Source organism: Streptomyces sp. NPDC051662, assembly GCF_040681655.1.
Classification (GTDB): Bacteria; Actinomycetota; Actinomycetes; order Streptomycetales; family Streptomycetaceae; genus Streptomyces.
Window position 1 is genome coordinate 92607 of the sequence record NZ_JBFAZD010000005.1, and the last position, 21106, is coordinate 113712.

Sequence of the window (21106 nt, forward strand, 5' to 3'; positions counted from 1 at the left end):
CGGTGTGAGGAAAGGCAGGTCCTGGCAATGGCGCAGCAGGTGCAGGGGGTCGTCGCCCCCGGCAAGAACGAGCCGGTGCGGGTCGAGACGATCGTCGTACCGGACCCCGGCCCCGGCGAGGCCGTGGTGAAGGTGCAGGCGTGCGGTGTCTGCCACACGGATCTGCACTACAAGCAGGGCGGTATCAACGACGACTTCCCCTTCCTCCTCGGCCATGAGGCCGCGGGTGTCGTGGAGTCGGTCGGCGAGGGTGTCACCGAGGTCGCGCCCGGCGACTTCGTGATCCTCAACTGGCGTGCGGTGTGCGGGAACTGCCGGGCCTGTCTGCGCGGACGGCCGCAGTACTGCTTCAACACCCACAACGCCGCACAGAAGATGACGCTCACCGACGGCACGGAGCTCTCCCCGGCGCTCGGCATCGGCGCCTTCGCCGAGAAGACCCTCGTCGCGGCGGGCCAGTGCACCAAGGTCGACCCCAGCGTCTCACCGGCCGTCGCCGGACTGCTCGGCTGCGGCGTGATGGCCGGCATCGGCGCCGCCATCAACACCGGTCAGGTCGGCCGGGGCGACTCGGTCGCGGTCATCGGCTGCGGCGGCGTCGGTGACGCGGCGATCGTCGGCGCGCGGCTCGCGGGCGCGGCCCGGATCATCGCCGTCGACATCGACGACCGCAAGCTGGAGACGGCGAAGTCGATGGGCGCCACCCACACCGTCAACTCCCGCTCCACCGACCCCGTCGAGGCGATCCGTGAGCTGACCGGCGGGTTCGGCGCGGATGTCGTCATCGAGGCGGTCGGCCGCCCGGAGACGTACAAGCAGGCCTTCTACGCCCGTGACCTGGCCGGGACGGTCGTCCTGGTCGGCGTCCCCACCCCCGAGATGACGCTCGAACTGCCGCTGCTCGATGTCTTCGGCCGCGGCGGCTCCCTCAAGTCCTCCTGGTACGGCGACTGTCTGCCGTCCCGCGACTTCCCCATGCTCATCGACCTGCACCAGCAGGGCCGGATCGACCTCGGCGCGTTCGTCACCGAGACCATCGGACTCGGCGATGTGGAGAAGGCGTTCGCCCGGATGCACGAAGGCGATGTCCTGCGTTCCGTGGTGGTGTTCTGATGACCGTCCGTATCGACCATCTCGTCACCTCCGGCACCTTCTCGCTCGACGGCGGCACCTGGGACGTCGACAACAACGTCTGGATCGTCGGCGACGACTCCGAGGCGATCGTCATCGACGCCGCCCATGACGCCGCCGCCATCGAGGACGCGCTCGGCGGCCGGACGCTGCGCGCCATCGTCTGCACCCACGCGCACAACGACCACATCGACGCCGCGCCGGCCCTCGCCGCCGCCACCGGCGCGCCCGTACTGCTGCACCCCGACGATCTGCCGCTGTGGAAGCAGACGTACCCCGAGCAGATCCCGGACGGCGAGCTGACCGACGGCGCCACGCTCACCGTCGCGGGCACCACCCTCACCGTGCTCCACACCCCCGGGCACGCCCCGGGCGCGGTCTGCCTGTACGCCCCCGAGCTGTCGTCCGTCTTCACCGGCGACACGCTCTTCCAGGGCGGCCCCGGCGCCACCGGCCGGTCGTTCTCGCACTTTCCGACGATCATCGACTCGATCCGCGACCGGCTGCTCGGGCTGCCGCCCGAGACGGTGGTCCGTACGGGACACGGCGATACGACCACCATCGGCGCCGAGGCGCCCCAGCTGGCGGAGTGGATCCGGCGCGGTCACTGAGGCGGCCACCGGGACAGGGCGAGCCGGCTCTCGAAGCGGTACGGCTCGCCCGTCACCGGATCGGTGAACTCCAGTACCTTCGCCAGCAGTTGCAGCGGCGACGCGTACTCGTCAGGGCCTTCCGCCCGGACGACGGGATACACCGGATCGTTCAGGATCGGCAGCCCGAGCCGGTTCATATGGACCCGCAGCTGATGGGTTCGGCCGGTGGCCGGCACCAGCCGGTACCGGCCGAACCCGCCCCGCCGCTCCACCAGATCGATCCAGCTCTCGGAATTGGGCTCGCCGGGCACCTCCCACGCCGCCAGCACCCCGCGCTCCTTCTCGATCCGGCCGCGCACGGTGACCGGCAGCGCCACGGCGGGGTCGTACGGGGCGAGGGCCTCGTACTCCTTGCGCACCAGCCGGTCCCGGAACAGTGTCTGATACGCGCCACGGTCCCCGGCCCGTACGACAAAGAGCGTGAGCCCGGCCGTGAGCCGGTCGAGCCGGTGCGCGGGCTGCAATTCCGGCAGCCCGAGATCCCGGCGGAGCCGGGCCAGCGCGGTCTCGGTGATATGCCGTCCACGCGGGGTCGTGGCCAGGAAGTGCGGCTTGTCGGCGACCACGATCCGCTCGTCGCGGTAGACGATCCCGATGTCGAACGGCACGCGCTCCTCGCCGGCGAAGTCCCGGTGGAACCAGACGTACCGCCCGGCGGCATACGGCTCCGCCGCCCCCACAGGACCGTCCACCCCGACGAACCGCCCCTCGCGGAACATCGCGTCGACCCGCCCCGCCCCGACGGCGGCACCGAACCGCGCGACCAGATGATCCCGTACCGTCGCCCACTCACCCTTCTCGTCAGCGGGCAACCGGAGCCGTACCGGATCGATCCCGTCCCGCTGGGGAAGGGGCGAGGGGGGAGGGGTGCGATGTCTGCGTGCCACGGGTCCCCGTGTCTTCCTCGGTGTGGTCTCGGCGCCCTCTCCAGGTCGCCTCCGGCGCACGGAGCGTCAGCGCCACGATTCTATCGAGGGCGTACGACACCGGCGTCCCTCGTTCGGCCCCCGCCCCGACCGCGCGCGCCGGGATGAGAGCTGTTCCGGAACGCGTCAGCCGCATGATGGACCGGTGATCAGTGTCCTGTTCGCCGTACTGACCGCGATCAGCAACGGCTCCGCCTCGGTGCTCCAGCGCCGCGCCGCGTCCACCGTGCCCGACGCCGAGGCGATGCGTATCTCGCTGATCAAGCACCTGGCGCGGAAGAAGGTGTGGCTGGCGGGGATCGGGCTGGTGCTCGTGGCCGCGGTGTGCCAGGCGGTGGCGCTCGCCACGGGCCCGATCGCGGTGGTGCAGCCGATCTTCGTCATCGAACTGCCCGCCACCCTGCTGATCGCGAGCTGTGTCTTCCGCCGCCCGCTGGCCGGGTCCGCCTGGCTGGGAGTGGCGGCGGTGACCTGCGGTCTCGCCCTGGGCATGGCCGCCGCCGCGCCGGGCGGGGGCAGCGAGAGCGTCCCCGGGCACGCCTGGATCCCGGCCCTGTTCATCACCGGGATCTTCGAGGCCGTGCTGATCATCTGGTCGCGACGGCTGCGCGGCAACGCCCGCGCCGCGCTGCTCGGACTCGCCGCGGCCTGCGGATACGCGCTGACCGCCGCGCTGATGAAGGACGCCATGTCCCGGCTCGAAAACGGTGGTGTCCCCGCGCTGGTGACCGCCTGGCAGCTCTACGGCACCGCGGTCGCCGGGGTGGGGGCGCTGTTCCTGCTCCAGAACGCCCTCCAGGCCGGCTGGCTGGTCGCGTCCCAGCCGATGCTCACGCTCGGCGACGCGCTGATCAGCATCACCTACGGGGTGACCCTCTTCGGCGAGAGCCTGCGCGCGGGCTGGTGGCTGCTGCCCGAGCTCATCGGGGTCGCCCTGATCGCGGCGGGGTGTGTGGAACTGGCCCGCTCCCCCCTGGCCTCCGGCTCCAAGCCCCCACCGCCCCGCGTCCGCTGACCGGAAGCCCGCGCCCGGACCCACGTAACCCCCACCGACTCTGTCAAGGGACCGTAAAATCCGGGAAATTGGTCTAGCCCTTTCCCGGAGTCGCTCCGCTGGGGCGGGGGGTTGGCGGGGCGGAGCGTACCTGTCATTGGTACAGCCCAATCCCGCGCCGCGCTCATTGACGGGTGTACGACAACTGGCTTCTCTGGACAGCACTTCCACAGCACTTCCACAGCACTTCCACAGCACTTCCACAGCACACGTGTCCGATGCCGGCCACGGCGCAACGGACAGGTGCGCGTCTCCCGACCGTCTCGTCATCGGGCGCCGGCGCACGGACACGCGGCGCGGGACCCCGTTCCCGCCTCCCCCACACCAAGGAGAGCCGTGTTCACCAGACCCAGATCGATCAGATCCATGTCACCGCCCCGGCGGCGGTTCCTCGCCGCGCTCACCGCTCTCGTCCTCGCCCTGGGCGGGCTCGTCGGCATCGCCGCGCCGACGCAGGCCGCGGGCGGGCTCACCGCGTCGTTCACCAGCGCCGACAACGGGCCCTGGTGGAAAGGCACGTTCGTCGTCAGGAACAACGGCGCCGCACCGGTCAACGGCTGGTCCCTGGAGTTCGAGCTGCCGGCCGGGGTCACCATCAGCCAGCACTACAACGGGACCGCGACCGTGAACGGCTCGCATGTCACCGTGGCCAACGCCCACTACAACGCCTCCGTCCCGGCGAACGGCAGTACCGAGCCCTACAGTTACTGGTTCGTCGCCACCGGCCCGATCACCGCGCCGACCGGCTGCCTGATCAACGGCGACAAGTGCGACGGCAGCCCCGCCGCGCCCCCGTCCGCGCCGGGCGGTGTGACCGTCACCGACACCACCGCCCGGACCGTGAGCCTGAAGTGGAACGCCTCCGCCCGCGGTGACTTCCCCGTCGCCGGATACGAAGTGCTGCGCGGCGGCGCCGTCGTCGCGGCCACCGCCACCACCTCCGCCACCGTCAGGGACCTGACCCCGGCGACCGGCTACAGCTTCACCGTCCGCGCCAAGGACACCCGCGGCAACCTCGGTGAGCCGAGCGCGCCCGTCACCGCCACCACCGTGGACCCGGCGACCGACCCCGTACCGCCGACCGCCCCCGGCGGTCTGCGCGCGACCGCCGTCACCGCCGGCACCGTCGCGCTGGCCTGGAACGCGTCGACCGACAACAACCGCGTTGCCGCGTATGACGTGTACCGGGGGACGGCACAGGTCGCCACCGTCCCGGCGGACACCCTGGTCACCACGGTCACCGGGCTGAGCCCCGCCACGAAGTACGAGTTCACGGTCCGGGCCCGCGACGCCGCCGACAACCCGTCCCCGGCCAGTGCCACGCTCGCGGTCACCACACAGGAGGCGGTCGGCAACGGCCGTTACGCGACCGTCGGTTACTTCGTCCAGTGGGGTATCTACGGGCGCCAGTACTTCGTCAGGAACCTGGACACCTCCGGGGCCGCCGCCAAACTGGACGTGATCAACTACGCCTTCGGCAATATCGACCCCGTCAACCTCACCTGCCTCAACGGCGTCGTCAAAGGCGTCTCAGGCAACCCCCAGGACCCCAACGAGGGCGATGGGGCCGGTGACGCCGAGGCCGACTACGGCCGCGCCTTCGCCGCCGCCCAGTCGGTGGACGGTGTGGCCGACGACGGCTGGGGCAAGCTGCGAGGAAACTTCAACCAGCTCAAGAAGCTCAAGGCCAAATACCCCCAGCTGAAGATCGTCGTCTCGCTCGGCGGCTGGACGTTCTCCAAGTACTTCTCCGACGTCGCCGCCACCGACGCGGCACGCAAGAAGTTCGTCAAGTCCTGCGTGGACATGTACATCAAGGGCGACCTGCCCGCGTACAACGGTGCAGGCGGACCGGGCGCGGCGGCCGGGATCTTCGACGGCATCGACCTGGACTGGGAGTGGCCCGGCTCCCCGGACGGCCACCCCGGCAACCACTGGAGTACCGCCGACAAGGCCAACAACACCGCCCTGATCGCGGAGTTCCGTAAGCAGCTCGACGCGCTCGGCGGAGACCACAAACTGCTCACCGCGTTCACCCCCGCCGACCCGAAGAAGATCGACGCCGGCTGGGACGTGTCGAAGATCTTCGGCGATCTGGACTACGCCAATGTCCAGGGCTACGACTTCCACGGCGCGGGCAGCGACAACTCCTGGGAGCCCGGCCGCACGGGCCATCAGGCCAATCTCTACACCGACGCCCAGTCGCCCTATCCCAACGACTTCAGCATCGACGGTGCCGTGAAGGCGTACACCGACGCCGGGGTCAGCCCGCGCGAACTCACCGTCGGCTTCCCCTTCTACGGCCGGGGCTGGAAGGACGTCGCCGACGGCGGCGTCAGCGGCGAGTGGCAGACCGCGAACGGCGCGGCCCCCGGCCAGTTCCCGGAGGAGGCCGGGACTCGCGGCTACCAGAACCTGATCACCAGCTACCCCGGCATCACGGTCGTCCATGACCCCCAGTCGGTCGCCACCTATGGCTATACGGGCAACGGCGGTCAGTGGTGGTCCTTCGACGACACTTGGTCGATCGGGAAGAAGACCGAGTACATCAAATCCAAGGGGCTGCTCGGCGGGATGATCTGGGAGATGTCCGGTGACACTCCGAACGGCACCTTGATCAACGCCCTGTACACCGGACTCCGCTGACTCCGCCGGCTCCGCCGGCGCCCCGGCCCGACCCGGGCCGTCGGTCCGGGCCGGGCCGGGGAATGGCCACCCCGCGCAGGAGCCCGTCCGAGCGTCCGGCGGCGAGCACCGTCCGGCTCAGGAGGAGGCGGCGTGGCCCGGGGTGGCTTCCAGCAGCCGCCGGCGTACTTCCTTCTCCTGGGCCCGTCGCGCGGTGACATCACGGATGACGGCTCCGACATGGCTCGCGTTGCCGTCGGAGTCGGTCAGCAGCACCACGCTGAACTCGATGGAAATGGTCGAACCGTCCGCGGTCAGCGCGGGAACCGCCAGGAGGTCGTTGTCCCCGTACTTACTGGCGCCGGCGGCCATGGCCGCCGCGAAACCGTCCGAGTGACGCTGCCGGTGCTTCTCGGGGATGATCAGATCCAGCTCACGACCGGCGACCTCGGCCGCCGAGAAGCCGAAGATCCGCTCGGCTCCCCGGTTCCAGTAGCGGATCAGCCCCTCACGGTCGACGATCACCAGACCGTCGGGGGCCCGCGCCGCCAGCGCGAGTATCACTTCGGGGTCCAAGTCTCCCATGACGCCTCCGAGTTGCGATGATCCGTCGCCGGCACTCCACGGATCGCCGAAGGGAGTGTATACAGTCGACCGCATCGCGGGCGAGGGTGGGGCCCGGACCGCGTCCGTGAAACACGAAATGGTGCCGACCGAAATTCGGCCGACACCATCAGTGGTTGGATCGCTTGTCAGTGGTATCGCTTGTCTTGTCTGGTGTCCGAGGGGGGACTTGAACTCTCCACTCGGGCACCAGCCCACAACCGATCTGACCTGGGAAAACGCCCGCTGACAGGCTTCATTTCGGCGGGCGCTTCTCCTGTTCTTTCCTGCTGTTTCAGGCCCTCTCGGGCCCCTGTTGGTCACGCGTTGGTCATGTGACCAACCCTCCTCCGAGGCGTCCGTCCCTGGTCAGGCTTCCCGGACGGCGCCACGGGGCTACGCCCAGTCTGCACGGTCGCGTACGTGACCGCGTACCGGGGTGGGCTGGCGCGGTCGGGGACCTGTTTATGCAAGGACACGCATAGTCGCGTTCACGCATAGACGCGTAGCGCCACCCCCTCTACTGTCGTTGGCCAGGCGGCCCAAACGGGGCCAGAGCAAGGGGGTTTGGCATGGCCGAACGTTCGGCACTCACCCGGCTCACGGGCAACGGCAACGGCGAGTGCGGAGAGAAGGACTGTCCGAACGTGTACCGCACGGCTACCGGATCGTTCGTGGTGCAGGGCGACGTGTCCGCCGCCTTCACCCCGCCTGCTGGGGAAGGGCTCGTGGAAATCCCGGAGGCGGTTCTCAGGGAGGCGTTCCGTGCACTTGGATGGTGACGCGTGGAATGACTGCTTCGATTCCATGGAGCGGGAGGCGTGGCGGCTGGAGACGCTGCCCGTCTACACCATGCCCCAGGAAGCGGAGAAGCTGAAGCGCTTTCTCGCCGGGGAGAAGTCGCCGGGTGATTACACCTCGGCGTGGATGGACGAGGTCCGGCAATGGGCCTCGGAAGGAAAGAGCGTTGGCCGGGTGCATGTCGTGACGCGCCCGCTTTCGGATTACCTGCGGTTCGAGTTCGAGTATTACTACCGGCATCACGTCAAGGCGGGCGAGGATATCCGTATCCTCGATCTCACCGACCGTGAGAATCCCGGACTGCCGGATCAGGACTTTTGGATGTTCGATGAGTCCAAGGTAGTTCTGATGAATTACCGGGCGGACGGAACACAGATCAATCGGGAACTGTACGAAGGTGACCCGGAGCCGTACCGACAGTTGAAGCGGATCGCCGTGGCCGAGTCGGTTCCATTCCTGGAGTACGTGAGCGGGTGACGTTCGACCCTGAACAGTTGGGGCAGCCAAAACAGGAACTGGCAGCCCTGCTGAAAGAACTGCGCAAGCGAGCCGGCCTCACTGGGGACCGGCTCGCTCGGCGTTGCAACATGTCCCAATCGAAGATCAGCCGGATCGAGAATGGGAAAATCCTGCCGAGCCTGCTCGACCTGGAGAGAATCCTCCGGGCTGTCGTTGCTCCGCCCGAGGTCATCGAAGAGGTGATTGCTCTCGCTAGACTGGCTAACACCGAGTGGCAAGACCTTCGCTCGCTTCGCCGGAGAGGGCTGGAAAAGAAGCAGACCGAGCTTGCCGCGTTGGAATCCTCGTGTACGGAGTTCCGGTTCTTTCTGCTGTCCATGATTACTGGCCTGCTGTCCACCCCTGAGTACATCCGGGCCAGCCTCGCCCATTCTCCGGCCGACATCACCAAGACGGTAGCGAGGAAGCTGGAGCGGCAGGAAGTCCTTTACGATACGACGAAGCGGTTCACCTTCATCCTCACCGAGCAGGCTGTCAGGTGGCCACTCCTGCCCCCGGCTGCAATGGCGATGCAGATTGACCGGCTGGCCTCGCTCACTCACTTGTCGAATGTGAAGCTCGGGGTGATCCCGATTGCGGGATACAAGCCTATGGCTCCGATGGATACCTTCACCGTCTATGACAACAGGCTGGCCACCGTGGAGAACACGACCGGTGTCGTGATCCTGAGAGACCCGAGAGACATCGAAATGCATCTGGACTTGTTCTCCACGTTGGAGGGCTATGCACTTTTCGATGAGGAAGCAAGGGCTCTTTTGATGTCATGGTCTACTGCCTGCCGTTCATGATCTTTAGTCCATGACGGGAAAGAACTACACAGCCGCCGCTTTCTGGGCCAATGATTTCCTCCATGGCAGCGACCGAGCGAAACGAGAAGCGAGACCGCGACGGCGTGGGCCGGTTGCTCGACTACCGGCAGACGTTCGGCCCTGACGGTGAGGTGCGCTTGTGACCGGGCGTATGACTCTGCGGGTCTCACACGACGGCGGCCGAACGTACGGCCCGGTGCGTGAGGTGCAAGTGGAGCCGCGCAATGCGGTGATCCTCGGTTCGCCGACCAAGTACCCGCCGTGCGGGTGCCCTCGGTGCACGGGCCGCAGCTCGTTGTCCACCAATGCTCTCCGGCCCGTGGCGGTGGAGCCAAAGACGACGTGATGCGTGGCTTGCCGACTGGGCGTTGCGCCACTTCGGCCGGTACGCGGGGCCGCGCTCGCCGCTGTCCCCCTTTGCTTCCTGCCGGATTCCCGGTGGGAGTTCCCCGAGAAGAGAGAGGTAGTCCGATGGTGGAAGAGAACACCGGTTCGGTGGCCCCCGAGGGGGGTGGCCTGCTCGTCGCGAAGCGGAAGATCGTGGCCGCGCGCACCCGCGCTGAGCAGGAGTCTGACGTCAGCAGTGGCCGTTCCGACGGCAACGACTGACGGGAGCGCCCACGTTGCTTGATGCAGCCTCGTGGGCGGGGCGTCTGGGCGGGGACACGTTCCTCGCCCAGACGTACCACCGCTCCTACGCGCACTTCCCCGGGGCCGCCGACACGGCGGGCCTGTTCTCCTGGGACGACCTGAACCGGATCATCGCCACGCAACGGCTGGAACCGCCCCGGCTGCGCCTGTCGGTCGACGGCGAGATGGTCCCGCTGCACCGCTATGCGATCCCCACCACGAACCGCCGCGCGGTCACCTGGTCCCGCATCCAGCCGTCCGACTTCCACGCCCAGCTCAGGGACGGGGCGTCGCTGGTCCTCGACGCGGTGGAGAAGAGCCACCCCGCTGTGGGGGTGGCTGCGGAGGGGCTTGAGCGCTTCCTCGGGACTTCCGTGCAGGCCAACGTGTACGCCTCGTGGACCGAACGGGAGGGCTTCGGCCGGCACTGGGATGACCATGATGTCGTCGTGGTCCAGTTGCACGGCTCGAAGCGGTGGCGCCTGTGGGGGACGACCCGTGAGGCGCCCACCTTTCGGGACGTGGAGTCGCCGGAGGAGCCGGAGGGCGACCCGGTGGCTGACCTCGTTCTGTCCCCGGGTGACGTGCTCTACCTGCCGCGCGGTTGGTGGCACGCGGTCACCGCTGACCAGGGGACAGAATCCCTTCACCTCACGTTCGGCATGGTCCCGCACACGGGCGCTGACCTGATGCTCTGGGTCGTGGATCAGCTTCGGGCGTCCCTCGCGCTGCGCAGGGACATTCCGCGCTTCGGCTCGTCAGCGGAACAGTCGGACTTCATCGACGCCGTACGCCGTGAGGTGGCCGACATGATGGCGGACCCCCGCCTCGTGGAGCGGTGGGCGGAGTCGATCGACACGACCGACCAGGGCCACGCGATTCCTTCCCTGCCGTACGTGGACGGGCTCCCCGCGCGGAGGGAGATCACCGTCAAGCTCACGACTCCGAGGGGCCGCCTGACGCCGAACCGCGCAGAGGGCACGGTCACCTTCTCGGCGGCCGGTACGGCGTGGGACTTCGCCGAGTCCGCAGCACCCGCGCTCGGCACGCTGCTCACCAACCAGCCGACCACGCTCGGCGAACTCGCCGACTCCGCCGGACTGGAGGTCAAGGACGTGGCCGAACTGGTCTCCGCCCTCGTCGAAGGCCATGCCGTCGCAGTCGTGGGGACCGCGCTGTGACCGCCGCTCTCTCCCTGGGGACATACCGCGTGCGTGCCGTCAGTCAGGCGGCACGCACCGCCCTGGCTGCCGGTAGCCCCTGGGTGGACACGGCACCGAACTACGCCCATGGCCGGGCTCATGAGGAGTTGCGCCCGGTTCTCGGGGAGTACCCGACCGTACGGGTAGCCACGAAGGCGGGGTTCTTCACAGCGGAGCAGGGCCGCACCGCCCTCGCTGAGGGTGTGCTGACCCGGGATGAGACGGCCGGTAGGCACAGCCTTGAACGGGGCTTCGTTCGCTGGCAGACGGAGCACTCGTTGGCCGCGCTCGGCCGCGTGGACCTGGTGTTCGTGCATAACCCCGAGCACCACGGGCACGGCCTTGACCGTGCCGCTCTGCACTGGCGTGTGAGGGAAGCCTTCACCGCGCTGGAGGAGTTCGCCCACGCGGGCAGGATCGGCGGGTACGGCGTCGCCACATGGTCGGGCTTGCGCTCCGGAGCGTTCAGTGTTCCCGAGATGCTCGCGCTCGCCCGGCAGGCGGCCGGTTCCGCCGAGCATCACTTCACGGGCTTGCAGATGCCCGTGAGCCTGGTCATGGATGACCCGATCACACAGTCCCTGAACGGCGGTGGGCCGCTCGTGCAGGCGAAGGACGCCGGGCTGATCACGTTCGGCTCCGCTCCCCTGCACGGTGGCGAACTCCTCGATGCCATGACACCCGAACTGGTGAACCTCATCCGCCCCGGCCTGTCGCCCGCAGCCGCTGCCCTGCTGGCTGCTGGCTCGTGCCCTGGCCTCGATGTTGTCCTCACTTCCGCGAGCACCCGCGAACACTGGGACGATGCGGCAAAGGCTCTGGCTGCCCCGCTGACAGCCCAGGAACTGAGGAGGGTGACCGATGAACTCGCCGCTGAATAAGGACGTGCAGGCCCTGATGGAGGCCGCCCACGACCGGGCGGCCAAGGCGCTGGGCCTCGCCTGCACGGGTCCGCTGGCGTGGGGGTTCCTCGGCGTCACCCTCGGACGCCAAGCGGGGGACTGGTGGCTACGGGTGAGCCGGACGGCGAAGCGCAACGCGGGGAGGAAGCAGGGGGAGGGTGTCCTCGGGGCCTCCCTGCTCGTGCCCGACGCTGTCCCGCGCCCGCGCCTGTACGAGGTGCACGACTGGATTGACGGGGAGTGGGCTTTCGAGGCGGAAGTCCTTGACTACGTCACGCAACCCATCGTGTCCCCGGACCGAGCCGACATCGACCACGACCCCGGCTTGCCTGACGAGTGGTGGTCGGACCTTCGCCAAGCCCTTGCCTTGCTCGCTGAAGCGGAGGGGGTGAAGGTCACCGTCCGGGGCGGCTGGATCGAACGGGCCTTCCCCCAGTTCCTCGGCGTCCCGGCCCCCGCGAAGGTGGAGCGGGTGACCGGTCACGGTGACCTGCACTGGGGCAACCTCACCGCCGCACCCCTGTGCCTGCTGGACTGGGAGCGATGGGGACGGGTGCCCTTCGGCTACGACGCGGGACTCCTCCACGCCAACAGCCTGCTTGTTCCCGACGTAGCCGCCCGCATCCGCAAGGAGTTCGCGCCGGTCCTCGACACCCCCGCCGGCCGAATTGGGGAACTGGCAGCCCTGGCCGAGATGCTGCAAGCCGTAGCCCGTGGCTGGTACCCCGACCTTGCACCCCACCTCGTGGCCCGTGCAGAGGCGCTCACCGGAGTGCGCCCGCCCGTCCCGGTGCACTCCGAGGTGAGCGCCTGACTGCGCCCCTGTGCGCCTGTCTCAGGCGCTCTCACCGATGTGCCGGTACAAGGTGGCTCGGGAGATTCCCAGAGCCTTGGCGATGGCGGTGACGCTTTCTCCCTTGGCGTGCCTGGCACGGGCTACGGCTAGCCTGTCGTCGTCCACAACGGTGGGGCGTCCCCCGTGGTTGCCCTTGCGGGCCGCAGCATCAAGACCTTCCAACGTCTTCTCCCGGATGCCCTCTCGCTCGACTTCCGCGCTGACAGCGAGTACGGCGAAGACGATGGCTCCCGCCCCGTTCGGGTCGTACACGCCCGTGAGGGGGCCGGAGAGGAGTTCCAGTTGGATGCCGTCCGCTTGGAGGGTGGCGGACAGGGACATCAGCTCTGCCGCGTTGCGGGCAAGCCGCTTCATCTCGACCACGGTCAGGATGACGGCTTGTCCGGGTGCGGCCTGCCTGATCTCCCGCGCCAGGGTGAGAGCCTTCTCCAGCTCCGGCCGCTCCTTCACGCGGGTACTGATCTTCTCGGAGAACACGCGAGTGCACTGCGCCCCGGCAAGAGCGTCCAACTGGGACTGGAGTTCCTGCCCGACCGTGGAGCACCGGGCATAGCCGAGCCGGATCCCTGCGCCTGGCTTCCCTTCGGGTGCCTGTGCCAGGGGATCGCCCTGTGTCCACGGCTTGCCGGGGTTGCGGTCGGCCGGGGTCTTCACAGTGAGTTCCGCCTTCAAGGCGGGCACGAGGGCGAAGCGCCCCGTGTGGTAGCTGGCTGCCACCTTGCCCGCACCAGTACGGCAAGGGCTTCCGGCAGGGGCCTGGCACTTGGGGCAGTCGTGACGCTCGACCTGTTCGGCCGGGGTGATCTTCTTCGGCATGACCAGACCGTCTCATAAACGCGTCTCGAAAGCCAGGTCGGAGCGGGATCTTTTGAGACGAGTTTCGAGACGGTCAGACAGGGGCTAAATGGACACGGCCCGACGGTTGCCGAATCGTCTCACTAACGATGGTTATTGAGACGCACTTCGGTCATCACTCACTGTGCCGATCGTGGCTGGCTCTCTACGGCGACGGCGGCCGAAGGGAGGCCGTGTGTCGTCGCTTGCCGACACGTGTGTCAGGCCGAGTCTCCCCCGGTCGTGAACTCCTCGGTCTCGTAACGCGCCATCGCCTCTCGGCGTTCCTTCGCGTACTGGGCTTCAACGGCCTCAGCCGTGATGCCCATGCTCTCCATGATGGGGTCCAAAACCCTCTCACTGAAGCGTTCGTCTGTCTGCGTGAGCAGCCGACAGTCCGACTTCAGGTCCGCGCACAGCCTGGTCCGTCCAGCCTCGCTGATCATTTCTTGAATGCGCTCGCGCCAGAAGTTGTGGACCAGGTCGTTACGCCGCTTAAGGCTCCTCGTGAGGTCGTCGACAACCTCTGGATAGGCGCTGGTGTACGGCTCAACTCGCTTGATCAGTTTGCCCATCATGTCCTTGAAGCCTTGAGTCCAAGGGTCGCGGATGAGCTGTTCTCCCTGCTCCCTCGCCGTGATCATCTTGGTGAGCGCCAGAGCGTTGACCAACGAGTGTTCAAGGCAGTTGGCCTTGTAGATGGCCAGCCCGAAGAGGGCGTACACGGTCTTGTGGTCCGTCCCGCTGTCGTACTCGTCGTCCGGCTCAGGCTCCGACTCCTCGCGCCAGGTCGGCTCATGCCTGACCACATACAGTCCATCCATGCCTTCCAGTGTGTTGGCAAGGCGAGCCACCGTGTACCGAATTTTGGACACTTGCTACCCAGCCCCCTGAGTCGGCCGCCCCTCCGGGGTGGGGGATGACCCCTTACGCCCTTCAACGGCGACCGCCACGTCTTGGCAGCTCGGAATATGCCACGGTTCCAAGGGTCGCCAAGGCGACGGCGAAGGGGAGCGCAAACGGAAACGCGCAGGCCAGAGCAACCGTGAGGCTCCGGCCGGCGGGGGAAGCCTGCGCGAGACTGGAGGCTTTCGAGGCTTGACGTAAGTGTCTTCGCTCTGTGGCCGCGTAGCGGCCCCCGGCAGGAAGCGCTTCGCCCTTATGGCTTCGTTCCGTGGGGCGCGGCAGCGCCCCGCCTGAGTAGCTTCGCGGTCTTCCTGATGTCGGCCCCTGCGGGGCCGCACCGGTCGAAGTGTCTTCGCTCTGTGGCGGCGGAGCCGCCCCCTCCCCGGTGACTCTTCCGCCGCTGCGACTTGCGCAGGTGGGGCGCTTCCGCGCCCCGACTTCCCTTCCGCGCTGCACGTGAAGACGTACGTGGCGTGGGTTATTGGTCCCTCCGGGACCCAGGTGTGAGGCCAAATAGATAGAGAGGCGGCGAACGTTTTTCCAGCTCACCGGCCATATGGGTAGCTGTGAGGGAGTTACTGGATACGTGCGTGGGGATTACCTACCGGCCTATGTGGATGCGACAGGGCACGGATGCACCGCTCCCCTTCTGGAAGAGGTGCCCCGGCAGGACGAGGCACGGCACTCCCGATCGGGGCGAAATGAGGCCGAGTCGTTTGGCGTGGCTCACTCTGGCGTTCGCTCCCTGCTTGGTCAGCGGTTCGCTGCCTTCGCTCAGCAGGGCGGCCAGTTCGCCCGGCCGGAAGCTCGCGTGCCCGTCCCTGTCCGCCCACCCCAGAGCGGCGAAGTGCACGCGGAGGTATCCGTCGTACCTGGGGTCTTGCGCCATGCGCCGGTACTCGTGCTGGGAGACGCCGCCCCACGGGCGGCCGGGACCGAAGCTGATAGCCACCGAGCGTGGCTCCTTCCTGTGCGGCGCACGCGAGGTGCGCCAGTGATCCCCGCCGGATGGCGGGACATGTGCCTCCCTTCGTGAGGCGGTGGGCACGGTTCGACTACGCGACGGCCGGGCACTCCCGGTCGATCCAGCGGTCCACGTCCGTAAGGCGGAAGCGCAGATGTCCGCCGATCTTGCGGGCGGGGATGTTGAGCGGCCGGTGGTTGTTGTAGACCCACGCGGGCGTGACGCCCAGGTACTCGGCCAGCTCGGCGACGCTCATCAGGCGGGCGTTGCCCAACGGATGCTCTCCTCTGTCGGCGGAGGGAGAGGTTCCCTCCGGCTCGACCATCCTGCGCTATCGGTCTGGCCCAGTCAAAGCCGGATGGGTCACATCTGGACTTGCCTGATGGGTGGCGGCCTCCGTATGTTGCTGACCATGACAGATGACGTGCCACGCGAAGGCATCACGACGACACAGCGCATCGGCCCCTGGGTCGTCACCATGTATCGCCCCATCGGATTCGCTGCCGGAGGGCCACAGGAGATCCGCGTCGAACCGGCCGGCGATGCCGACCCCCAGGAGATCGCTCGCGGGATCTCCTCCACCGTCCTGCGTCAGATCGTCACGGCAACCCCCGGAGAGCTGGCGCGACAGGCGAGCGAAGAACCCGCACTGGATGACCTGTCCGACACCCTGCGCCAGATGCCAAGGGGGCTCTCGGACGAGTACCTGGCGTTCCTCTCCGCCGTCTACGTCCGGGTGGTGGAGGTCGGGCAACGCGCCCCGATCCAGGACCTTGAACAGGTCACCGGAACCAAACAGGCCACTCTCAAAGGGCATCTCCGAGCCGCACGCCAGCGCGGGTTTCTGACCAAGGTCGAGGGCAGGGCCGGGGGCCAGCTCACGGACAAGGCTCACGCCGTTCTCAAGAGGGTTCAGCCCGGCGGCGTGACCGCCGAGGACGCCCGATAGCAACCGCGACCGAGAGGGGGGAAGCAGCCGAGTGGCGAAGCGCGGCAACGGGCTCGGCGGGACTCCGGTGGAGATCCCGCGTACAGGCAGAGCGAACACCTGGGGTGTACGTACGCCCCTGCACTTCAACAAGGCGACAGGGAAGCGGGAGCGCTACTGGATAGGCCGGGAGTACAAGAACAAGACGGCGGCGGAGAGAGCACTCCGGGTCTGGATCACCGACTACGAGGCAGGCAAAGTCGCCGCCCGCTCGGACATGAAACTCGGTGACTGGCTGGACAAGTGGCTGAGCAACCACAGGAAGGAGGGAACGACCATGGCCGGTTACGAGACGAAAGTCCGCCTGCACATCAAGCCGCACATCGGCGGCGTGAAGCTGTGCGAGGTCACCGACGACACCCTTGACGACCTGTACCGGCTGCTGGAAACGACCCCGTGCCCGACCAACAAGGGCGAGCCGCTCGGGGCCAAGTCGGTGCGCCACGTGCACAACATCCTGTCCGGCGCGTTGGGGGCGGCGGTGCCCAAGCTGATACCCGTCAACCCCGCCGCGACGGCTCACCCTCCCACCGCCCGGCAGATCCGGGCGCAGGAGTCGAGGTATCCGACGCTGGACGACGGTCAGACGGCCCGGTTCCTGGGGACGGTGTGGGAGCCGTGTGGCAACCGGGCCTGTGACGGGGGCCTGACCCACCACTGTCTGCGGGACGCCCCGCTGTGGACCGTGTACGCCGCTACCGGCGTGCGCCGCAGTGAGGCGCTCGGCATGAAGTGGTCCCTCATCAACTGGGATGCGGGGTCCATCGAACTCGGTTGGGTCGTGGTCGAGGAGGGCAACACCTACCGCCTGCGCAAGCTCACCAAGGATGGCGACGCCAACGCCGTGATCTACGTGGACCAGTCCGTGATGAACGTCCTCAAGTGGCAGAAGGAGCGCCAGGACGCGGAGCGCGAACGGCTCGGCTCCGCGTGGGCGGATCACGACCTGGTGTTCGCCCGCGACGGCTTCAAGCTCTACCGGGGCGAAGCAGGAGGCCCCCAGGACCCCGAGAAGGTCTCAGCCCGGTGGCGCACCCTCCGCAACCGGCTGCACCTGCCGGACGACTTCCGTATCCACGACTGGAGGCATAGCAAGGTCACGAACGATCTGGAGGCCGGGGAGAACCCCGTAGAGGTCTCCGCCAACGTCCGGCACCACTCGCCGGGCTACACCATGGCCCGCTACGGGCACAGCAGGAAGAACGGAGCCCGGAAGCTCGCCGCCTCCGGAGCCAACAGGCTTGGCCTGTCATCCCTGGTCTGACCTGGGAAGATTCCGGGCCGTTGGTCACGTGGTTGGTCACGCCACAGCCTGGAAAAGCAGAAAACCCCACGTGAAGTGGGGCCTCAGCTGGTGTCCGAGGGGGGACTTGAACCCCCACGCCCGATAAAGGGCACTAGCACCTCAAGCTAGCGCGTCTGCCATTCCGCCACCCGGACCAGGTGTCTGCCGGGCGGCCATGGGCCGTTCCGACGTGGAAAACCATAGCAAACATTCGACGGTGCCCGATCACGGCCCGTTCCGGGCGACGGCCCCGCCCGTAGGCCGGGTCGCGGTACCGGCGGCGGGCCCTGTGACGGGCGTATGACAGGCCGGGGCCTGCCTTGGGGGGTGGGGGCGGATCGCGGGAGTATGAGGACCATCAAGCGAGGACCACCAGCAACGACCGTGGGAGTGAGCAGCGTGAGCGAGCCGAACGCGGGCAGGACCGTCTCGGGCGAGGACGAGGTCGTCGACCTCTGCCGTGATCTGATCCGGATCGACACCAGCAACTACGGGGACCACTCGGGACCGGGAGAGCGGGCCGCCGCCGAGTATGTCGCGGAGAAGCTCGCCGAGGTGGGCCTCGAACCCCAGATCTTCGAGTCCCACAAGGGCCGAGCCTCCACCGTCGCCCGGATCGAGGGCGAGGACCCCTCCAGGCCCGCCCTGCTCATCCACGGCCACACGGATGTCGTCCCGGCCAACGCCGACGACTGGCGGCACCACCCGTTCTCGGGTGAGATCGCGGACGGCTGTGTCTGGGGCCGGGGCGCGGTCGACATGAAGGACATGGACGCGATGACCCTCGCCGTCGTACGGGACAGGATGCGCGCCGGCCGCAAGCCGCCGCGCGACATCGTGCTGGCCTTCCTCGCCGACGAGGAGGCGGGCGGCACCTATGGGGCGCGGTATCTCGTCGACAAGCACCCCGGGCTCTTCGAGGGCGTCACCGAGGCGATCAGCGAGGTCGGCGGCTTCTCCTTCACCGTCAACGAGAATCTGCGGCTCTATCTCGTCGAGACGGCGCAGAAGGGCATGCACTGGATGCGGCTGACCGTGGAGGGCACCGCCGGGCACGGCTCCATGACCAACCACGACAACGCCATCACCGAACTGTGCGAGGCAGTGGGGCGGCTCGGCCGCCATCAGTGGCCGGTGAGGGTGACCAAGACCGTACGGTCCTTCCTGGACGAGCTGTCCGACGCCCTGGGCACTCCGCTCGACCCGGAGGACATGGACGCCACGCTCGCCAAGCTCGGCGGTATCGCGAAGATGATCGGCGCCACCCTGCGCAACTCCGCCGCGCCCACCATGCTCGGCGCCGGGTACAAGGTGAATGTGATCCCCGGCCAGGCGACCGCGCATGTCGACGGCCGCTTCCTGCCCGGGTACGAGGAGGAGTTCCTGGCCGACCTCGACCGGATCCTCGGCCCGCGCGTCAAGCGGGAGGACGTACACGGCGACAAGGCTCTGGAGACCAGCTTCGACGGCAAGCTGGTGGACGCCATGCAGACGGCGCTGTCGGCGGAGGACCCGATCGCGCGGGCCGTTCCGTACATGCTGTCGGGCGGCACCGACGCCAAGTCCTTCGACGACCTCGGTATCCGCGGCTTCGGGTTCGCACCCCTCAAGCTGCCGCCGGAGCTGGACTTCGCCGGGATGTTCCACGGTGTGGACGAGCGGGTACCCGTTGACGGCCTTCAGTTCGGTGTGCGGGTACTGGATCGCTTCATCGACCACAGCTGACAAGGGAGTTGAGGTTCCGGTAATCGACAGCGTGTGCGTCCGCGACTGAGAAGAGTGAATGCGACCATACGCTCGTAGCCTCATTACTTCCTCCTCGTTACAGGTGTGCGGTCCGCGGCTGGGACCGCATTTGCCAACAAGGAGGAACTAATGATCAAGAAGGTCGTCGCTGCTGCGGCTGTTACTGGTGGTCTGGTGCTCGCGGGTGCGGGCATGGCCGTCGCCGACGCGGGCGCCCAGGGTGCCGCTGTCGGTTCTCCCGGTGTCCTCTCGGGCAACGTGGTCCAGGTTCCGGTCCACGTTCCGGTGAACGTGTGCGGCAACACGATCTCCGTGATCGGGCTGCTGAACCCCGCCTTCGGCAACGTGTGCATCAACAGCTGACGTCGTTTCTCTCACACCTCGTGAGGGTCTGAGCCCGAGTGGCCCCGGAGTGCGTGCCATGCACTCCGGGGCCGCTGGGCATCCTGCCCCGGCACCGATGCCCAGGGCAGCTCCGAAAGGCAAGAGGCAGGGATCGAAGCTATGAGGCAGGTCACGCGCAAAGGCCTGATCACCGTGGCGGCGGCGGGCGGCGTACTCGCGCTCGGCGGCGGCTACGCGCACGCGGACTCGGGAGCGAGCGGCACCGCCGCGAACTCGCCGGGGGTGCTGTCCGGCAACAACGTGCAGGTTCCGGTGCATGTCCCGGTCAACGTGTGCGGAAACACCGTCGATGTCGTCGGGGTGCTCAACCCCGCCTTCGGCAACAACTGCGCCAATGGGTCCGGCAAACCGTCCGGCGGCGCACAGGGTCGTACGCATGACGGGGGCCAGGGCGGCGGGTCCGACGCCGGCGCCCACCCCGGCGGGTCGCACAACGGCGGCTCGCACCCCGGCGCCACCCACACCGTGCCGTCCGGCGGTTCCCACGCCGGAGGCGGCGCGGTCGACTCTCCGGGTGTCGGCTCCGGCAACTCGGTCGAGGTGCCGATCGACATCCCGGTGAACGTCTGCGGGAACTCCGTCGATGTCATCGGCGTGCTCAACCCCGTCCTGGGCAACGGCTGCGCCAACGACGCGCCCGGCCACCCGCCGGTCAATCCCGAGCGGCCCGAGAACCCCGGGGAGCAGGTCGTCCCGCCCAAGCCGGCCACGCCGCCGTCCGAGCGTGCGCTCGTCCCGCCGGCGCCGGGCGTCCCCAGCGCCCCGAACACCCCCGAGACGCACACCGTCGCACAGCCCGAGGGCACCGATGTCCTCGCGCAGACCGGTGCCGACGCGCTCGGGATCGCGATTCCGGTGGGCGCGGGCCTGCTGCTCGCGGGCACCGTCCTCTACCGCCGCTCGCGGTCCCGTTCCGTCGCGTAGTCACACGACCGCACACCGTGGCGAAGTAGGCGGAAAAGCCACCGAAGACGGAACAGGGTAGGACAGGGGCGGGCCTCGTAACAACGGGGCCCGCTCCGTCGTACTCACCCTCACCAGGTGGCGCGCACCTGACGGATGATGCGTCGGCGCAGCCGTACCCTGCGGCTGCCGTCCCGGTGCAGGCTCAGACGGTCCAATTCCCAGTGCCCGTACTCGGCATGGTCGGTGAGCAGACGCGCCGCTTCCCTGCGGGAGACCCCGCGCGGCACGTACACGTCGACAAATTCGTATTCCGGCATCGCATCTATTGTGCGGGCAGAGCCCCGGTACGGATAGCGTCTGC

At 68.1% G+C, this 21106-nt stretch carries 23 protein-coding genes and 1 tRNA gene; 16 read left to right on the forward strand and 8 right to left on the reverse strand.

Annotated elements, in window-relative coordinates; genetic code table 11:
- The first annotated feature begins 27 nt into the window (after positions 1–27).
- The gene (locus tag AB0M67_RS10375; protein ID WP_365744648.1) at positions 28–1113 is read left to right on the forward strand and encodes an S-(hydroxymethyl)mycothiol dehydrogenase; all 1086 of its coding nucleotides are present in this window, start codon (positions 28–30) and stop codon (positions 1111–1113) included.
- Entirely contained in the window at positions 1113–1742 is a 630-nt protein-coding gene (locus AB0M67_RS10380) for an MBL fold metallo-hydrolase (RefSeq protein WP_365744650.1), read from the forward strand. Before AB0M67_RS10375 ends, AB0M67_RS10380 begins: the two co-directional genes overlap by 1 nt.
- On the opposite strand, the gene AB0M67_RS10385 is transcribed toward AB0M67_RS10380, so the two are convergent.
- Positions 1736–2671, reverse strand: a complete 936-nt coding sequence (locus AB0M67_RS10385) for a pseudouridine synthase (RefSeq protein ID WP_365744652.1) — start codon at positions 2669–2671, stop codon at positions 1736–1738. The genes AB0M67_RS10380 and AB0M67_RS10385 overlap by 7 nt on opposite strands.
- 184 nt (positions 2672–2855) lie before the next feature.
- Between AB0M67_RS10385 and AB0M67_RS10390 the strand changes: the two genes are divergently transcribed.
- Positions 2856–3725 (forward strand): DMT family transporter, encoded by an 870-nt coding sequence (locus AB0M67_RS10390; RefSeq protein ID WP_365744654.1) that lies wholly within the window; start codon positions 2856–2858, stop codon positions 3723–3725.
- 405 nt (positions 3726–4130) lie between these two features.
- A complete protein-coding gene (locus AB0M67_RS10395) occupies positions 4131–6410 on the forward strand; it encodes a glycosyl hydrolase family 18 protein (RefSeq protein WP_365745157.1) in 2280 nt (759 codons plus the stop codon).
- Between the two features lie 117 nt (positions 6411–6527).
- Here the strand turns inward: AB0M67_RS10395 and AB0M67_RS10400 are convergent, their stop codons facing one another.
- Positions 6528–6974: a PAS domain S-box protein gene (locus tag AB0M67_RS10400; protein WP_365744656.1), complete on the reverse strand. Its 447-nt coding sequence runs from the start codon at positions 6972–6974 to the stop codon at positions 6528–6530.
- A gap of 590 nt (positions 6975–7564) precedes the next feature.
- Here AB0M67_RS10400 and AB0M67_RS10405 point away from each other — a divergent pair.
- From AB0M67_RS10405 to AB0M67_RS10435, 7 genes are all read left to right on the forward strand, one after another.
- A complete protein-coding gene (locus tag AB0M67_RS10405) occupies positions 7565–7774 on the forward strand; it encodes a hypothetical protein (protein WP_129768018.1) in 210 nt (69 codons plus the stop codon).
- Positions 7758–8270, forward strand: coding sequence for a DUF6879 family protein (locus tag AB0M67_RS10410; RefSeq protein WP_365744658.1), 513 nt, complete (start codon positions 7758–7760; stop codon positions 8268–8270). Before AB0M67_RS10405 ends, AB0M67_RS10410 begins: the two co-directional genes overlap by 17 nt.
- Positions 8267–9100 carry a helix-turn-helix transcriptional regulator gene (locus AB0M67_RS10415; protein WP_266808650.1) on the forward strand — a complete coding sequence of 278 codons (834 nt, stop codon included), beginning with the start codon at positions 8267–8269 and terminating at the stop codon, positions 9098–9100. Before AB0M67_RS10410 ends, AB0M67_RS10415 begins: the two co-directional genes overlap by 4 nt.
- Positions 9101–9592: 492 nt before the next feature.
- Positions 9593–9730: a hypothetical protein gene (locus AB0M67_RS10420; RefSeq protein WP_169435287.1), complete on the forward strand. Its 138-nt coding sequence runs from the start codon at positions 9593–9595 to the stop codon at positions 9728–9730.
- A 14-nt stretch (positions 9731–9744) separates the two neighbouring features.
- Positions 9745–10932: a cupin domain-containing protein gene (locus AB0M67_RS10425; RefSeq protein WP_266808652.1), complete on the forward strand. Its 1188-nt coding sequence runs from the start codon at positions 9745–9747 to the stop codon at positions 10930–10932.
- A 29-nt stretch (positions 10933–10961) separates the two neighbouring features.
- The gene (locus tag AB0M67_RS10430; RefSeq protein ID WP_365744661.1) at positions 10962–11834 is read left to right on the forward strand and encodes an aldo/keto reductase; all 873 of its coding nucleotides are present in this window, start codon (positions 10962–10964) and stop codon (positions 11832–11834) included.
- Positions 11815–12669 carry a hypothetical protein gene (locus AB0M67_RS10435; RefSeq protein ID WP_266808656.1) on the forward strand — a complete coding sequence of 285 codons (855 nt, stop codon included), beginning with the start codon at positions 11815–11817 and terminating at the stop codon, positions 12667–12669. The genes AB0M67_RS10430 and AB0M67_RS10435 overlap by 20 nt, the downstream gene beginning before the upstream one ends.
- 21 nt (positions 12670–12690) lie before the next feature.
- Here the strand turns inward: AB0M67_RS10435 and AB0M67_RS10440 are convergent, their stop codons facing one another.
- The 4 genes from AB0M67_RS10440 to AB0M67_RS10455 all read right to left on the reverse strand — a co-directional run bounded on the left by AB0M67_RS10440 (position 12691) and on the right by AB0M67_RS10455 (position 15689).
- Entirely contained in the window at positions 12691–13527 is an 837-nt protein-coding gene (locus tag AB0M67_RS10440; RefSeq protein WP_365744664.1) for a recombinase family protein, read from the reverse strand.
- Between the two features lie 239 nt (positions 13528–13766).
- On the reverse strand, positions 13767–14369 hold the full coding sequence (locus AB0M67_RS10445; RefSeq protein WP_365744666.1) for a hypothetical protein: 603 nt from the start codon (positions 14367–14369) through the stop codon (positions 13767–13769).
- A gap of 683 nt (positions 14370–15052) precedes the next feature.
- A complete protein-coding gene (locus AB0M67_RS10450; RefSeq protein WP_365744668.1) occupies positions 15053–15403 on the reverse strand; it encodes a hypothetical protein in 351 nt (116 codons plus the stop codon).
- 103 nt (positions 15404–15506) lie between these two features.
- Entirely contained in the window at positions 15507–15689 is a 183-nt protein-coding gene (locus AB0M67_RS10455) for a helix-turn-helix domain-containing protein (protein WP_365744670.1), read from the reverse strand.
- 138 nt (positions 15690–15827) lie between these two features.
- Here AB0M67_RS10455 and AB0M67_RS10460 point away from each other — a divergent pair, with 138 nt between their 5' ends.
- Complete coding sequence (locus tag AB0M67_RS10460; protein WP_365744672.1) at positions 15828–16364, forward strand: hypothetical protein; 537 nt, start codon at positions 15828–15830, stop codon at positions 16362–16364.
- Between the two features lie 31 nt (positions 16365–16395).
- Complete coding sequence (locus tag AB0M67_RS10465) at positions 16396–17667, forward strand: tyrosine-type recombinase/integrase (RefSeq protein WP_365744674.1); 1272 nt, start codon at positions 16396–16398, stop codon at positions 17665–17667.
- An 88-nt stretch (positions 17668–17755) separates the two neighbouring features.
- Here the strand turns inward: AB0M67_RS10465 and AB0M67_RS10470 are convergent.
- Positions 17756–17843 (reverse strand) — tRNA-Leu (locus AB0M67_RS10470).
- A 244-nt stretch (positions 17844–18087) separates the two neighbouring features.
- Here AB0M67_RS10470 and AB0M67_RS10475 point away from each other — a divergent pair.
- The 3 genes from AB0M67_RS10475 to AB0M67_RS10485 all read left to right on the forward strand — a co-directional run bounded on the left by AB0M67_RS10475 (position 18088) and on the right by AB0M67_RS10485 (position 20763).
- Entirely contained in the window at positions 18088–19413 is a 1326-nt protein-coding gene (locus AB0M67_RS10475) for a M20/M25/M40 family metallo-hydrolase (RefSeq protein WP_365744676.1), read from the forward strand.
- 150 nt (positions 19414–19563) lie between these two features.
- Positions 19564–19797: a chaplin ChpH gene (gene chpH / locus AB0M67_RS10480; RefSeq protein ID WP_365744678.1), complete on the forward strand. Its 234-nt coding sequence runs from the start codon at positions 19564–19566 to the stop codon at positions 19795–19797.
- 141 nt (positions 19798–19938) lie between these two features.
- Entirely contained in the window at positions 19939–20763 is an 825-nt protein-coding gene (locus AB0M67_RS10485; protein WP_365744680.1) for a chaplin family protein, read from the forward strand.
- Positions 20764–20873: 110 nt separating this feature from the next.
- Here AB0M67_RS10485 and AB0M67_RS10490 read toward each other — a convergent pair whose 3' ends face one another.
- Positions 20874–21062 carry a DUF5703 family protein gene (locus AB0M67_RS10490; protein WP_365744682.1) on the reverse strand — a complete coding sequence of 63 codons (189 nt, stop codon included), beginning with the start codon at positions 21060–21062 and terminating at the stop codon, positions 20874–20876.
- Positions 21063–21106: the final 44 nt, after the last annotated feature.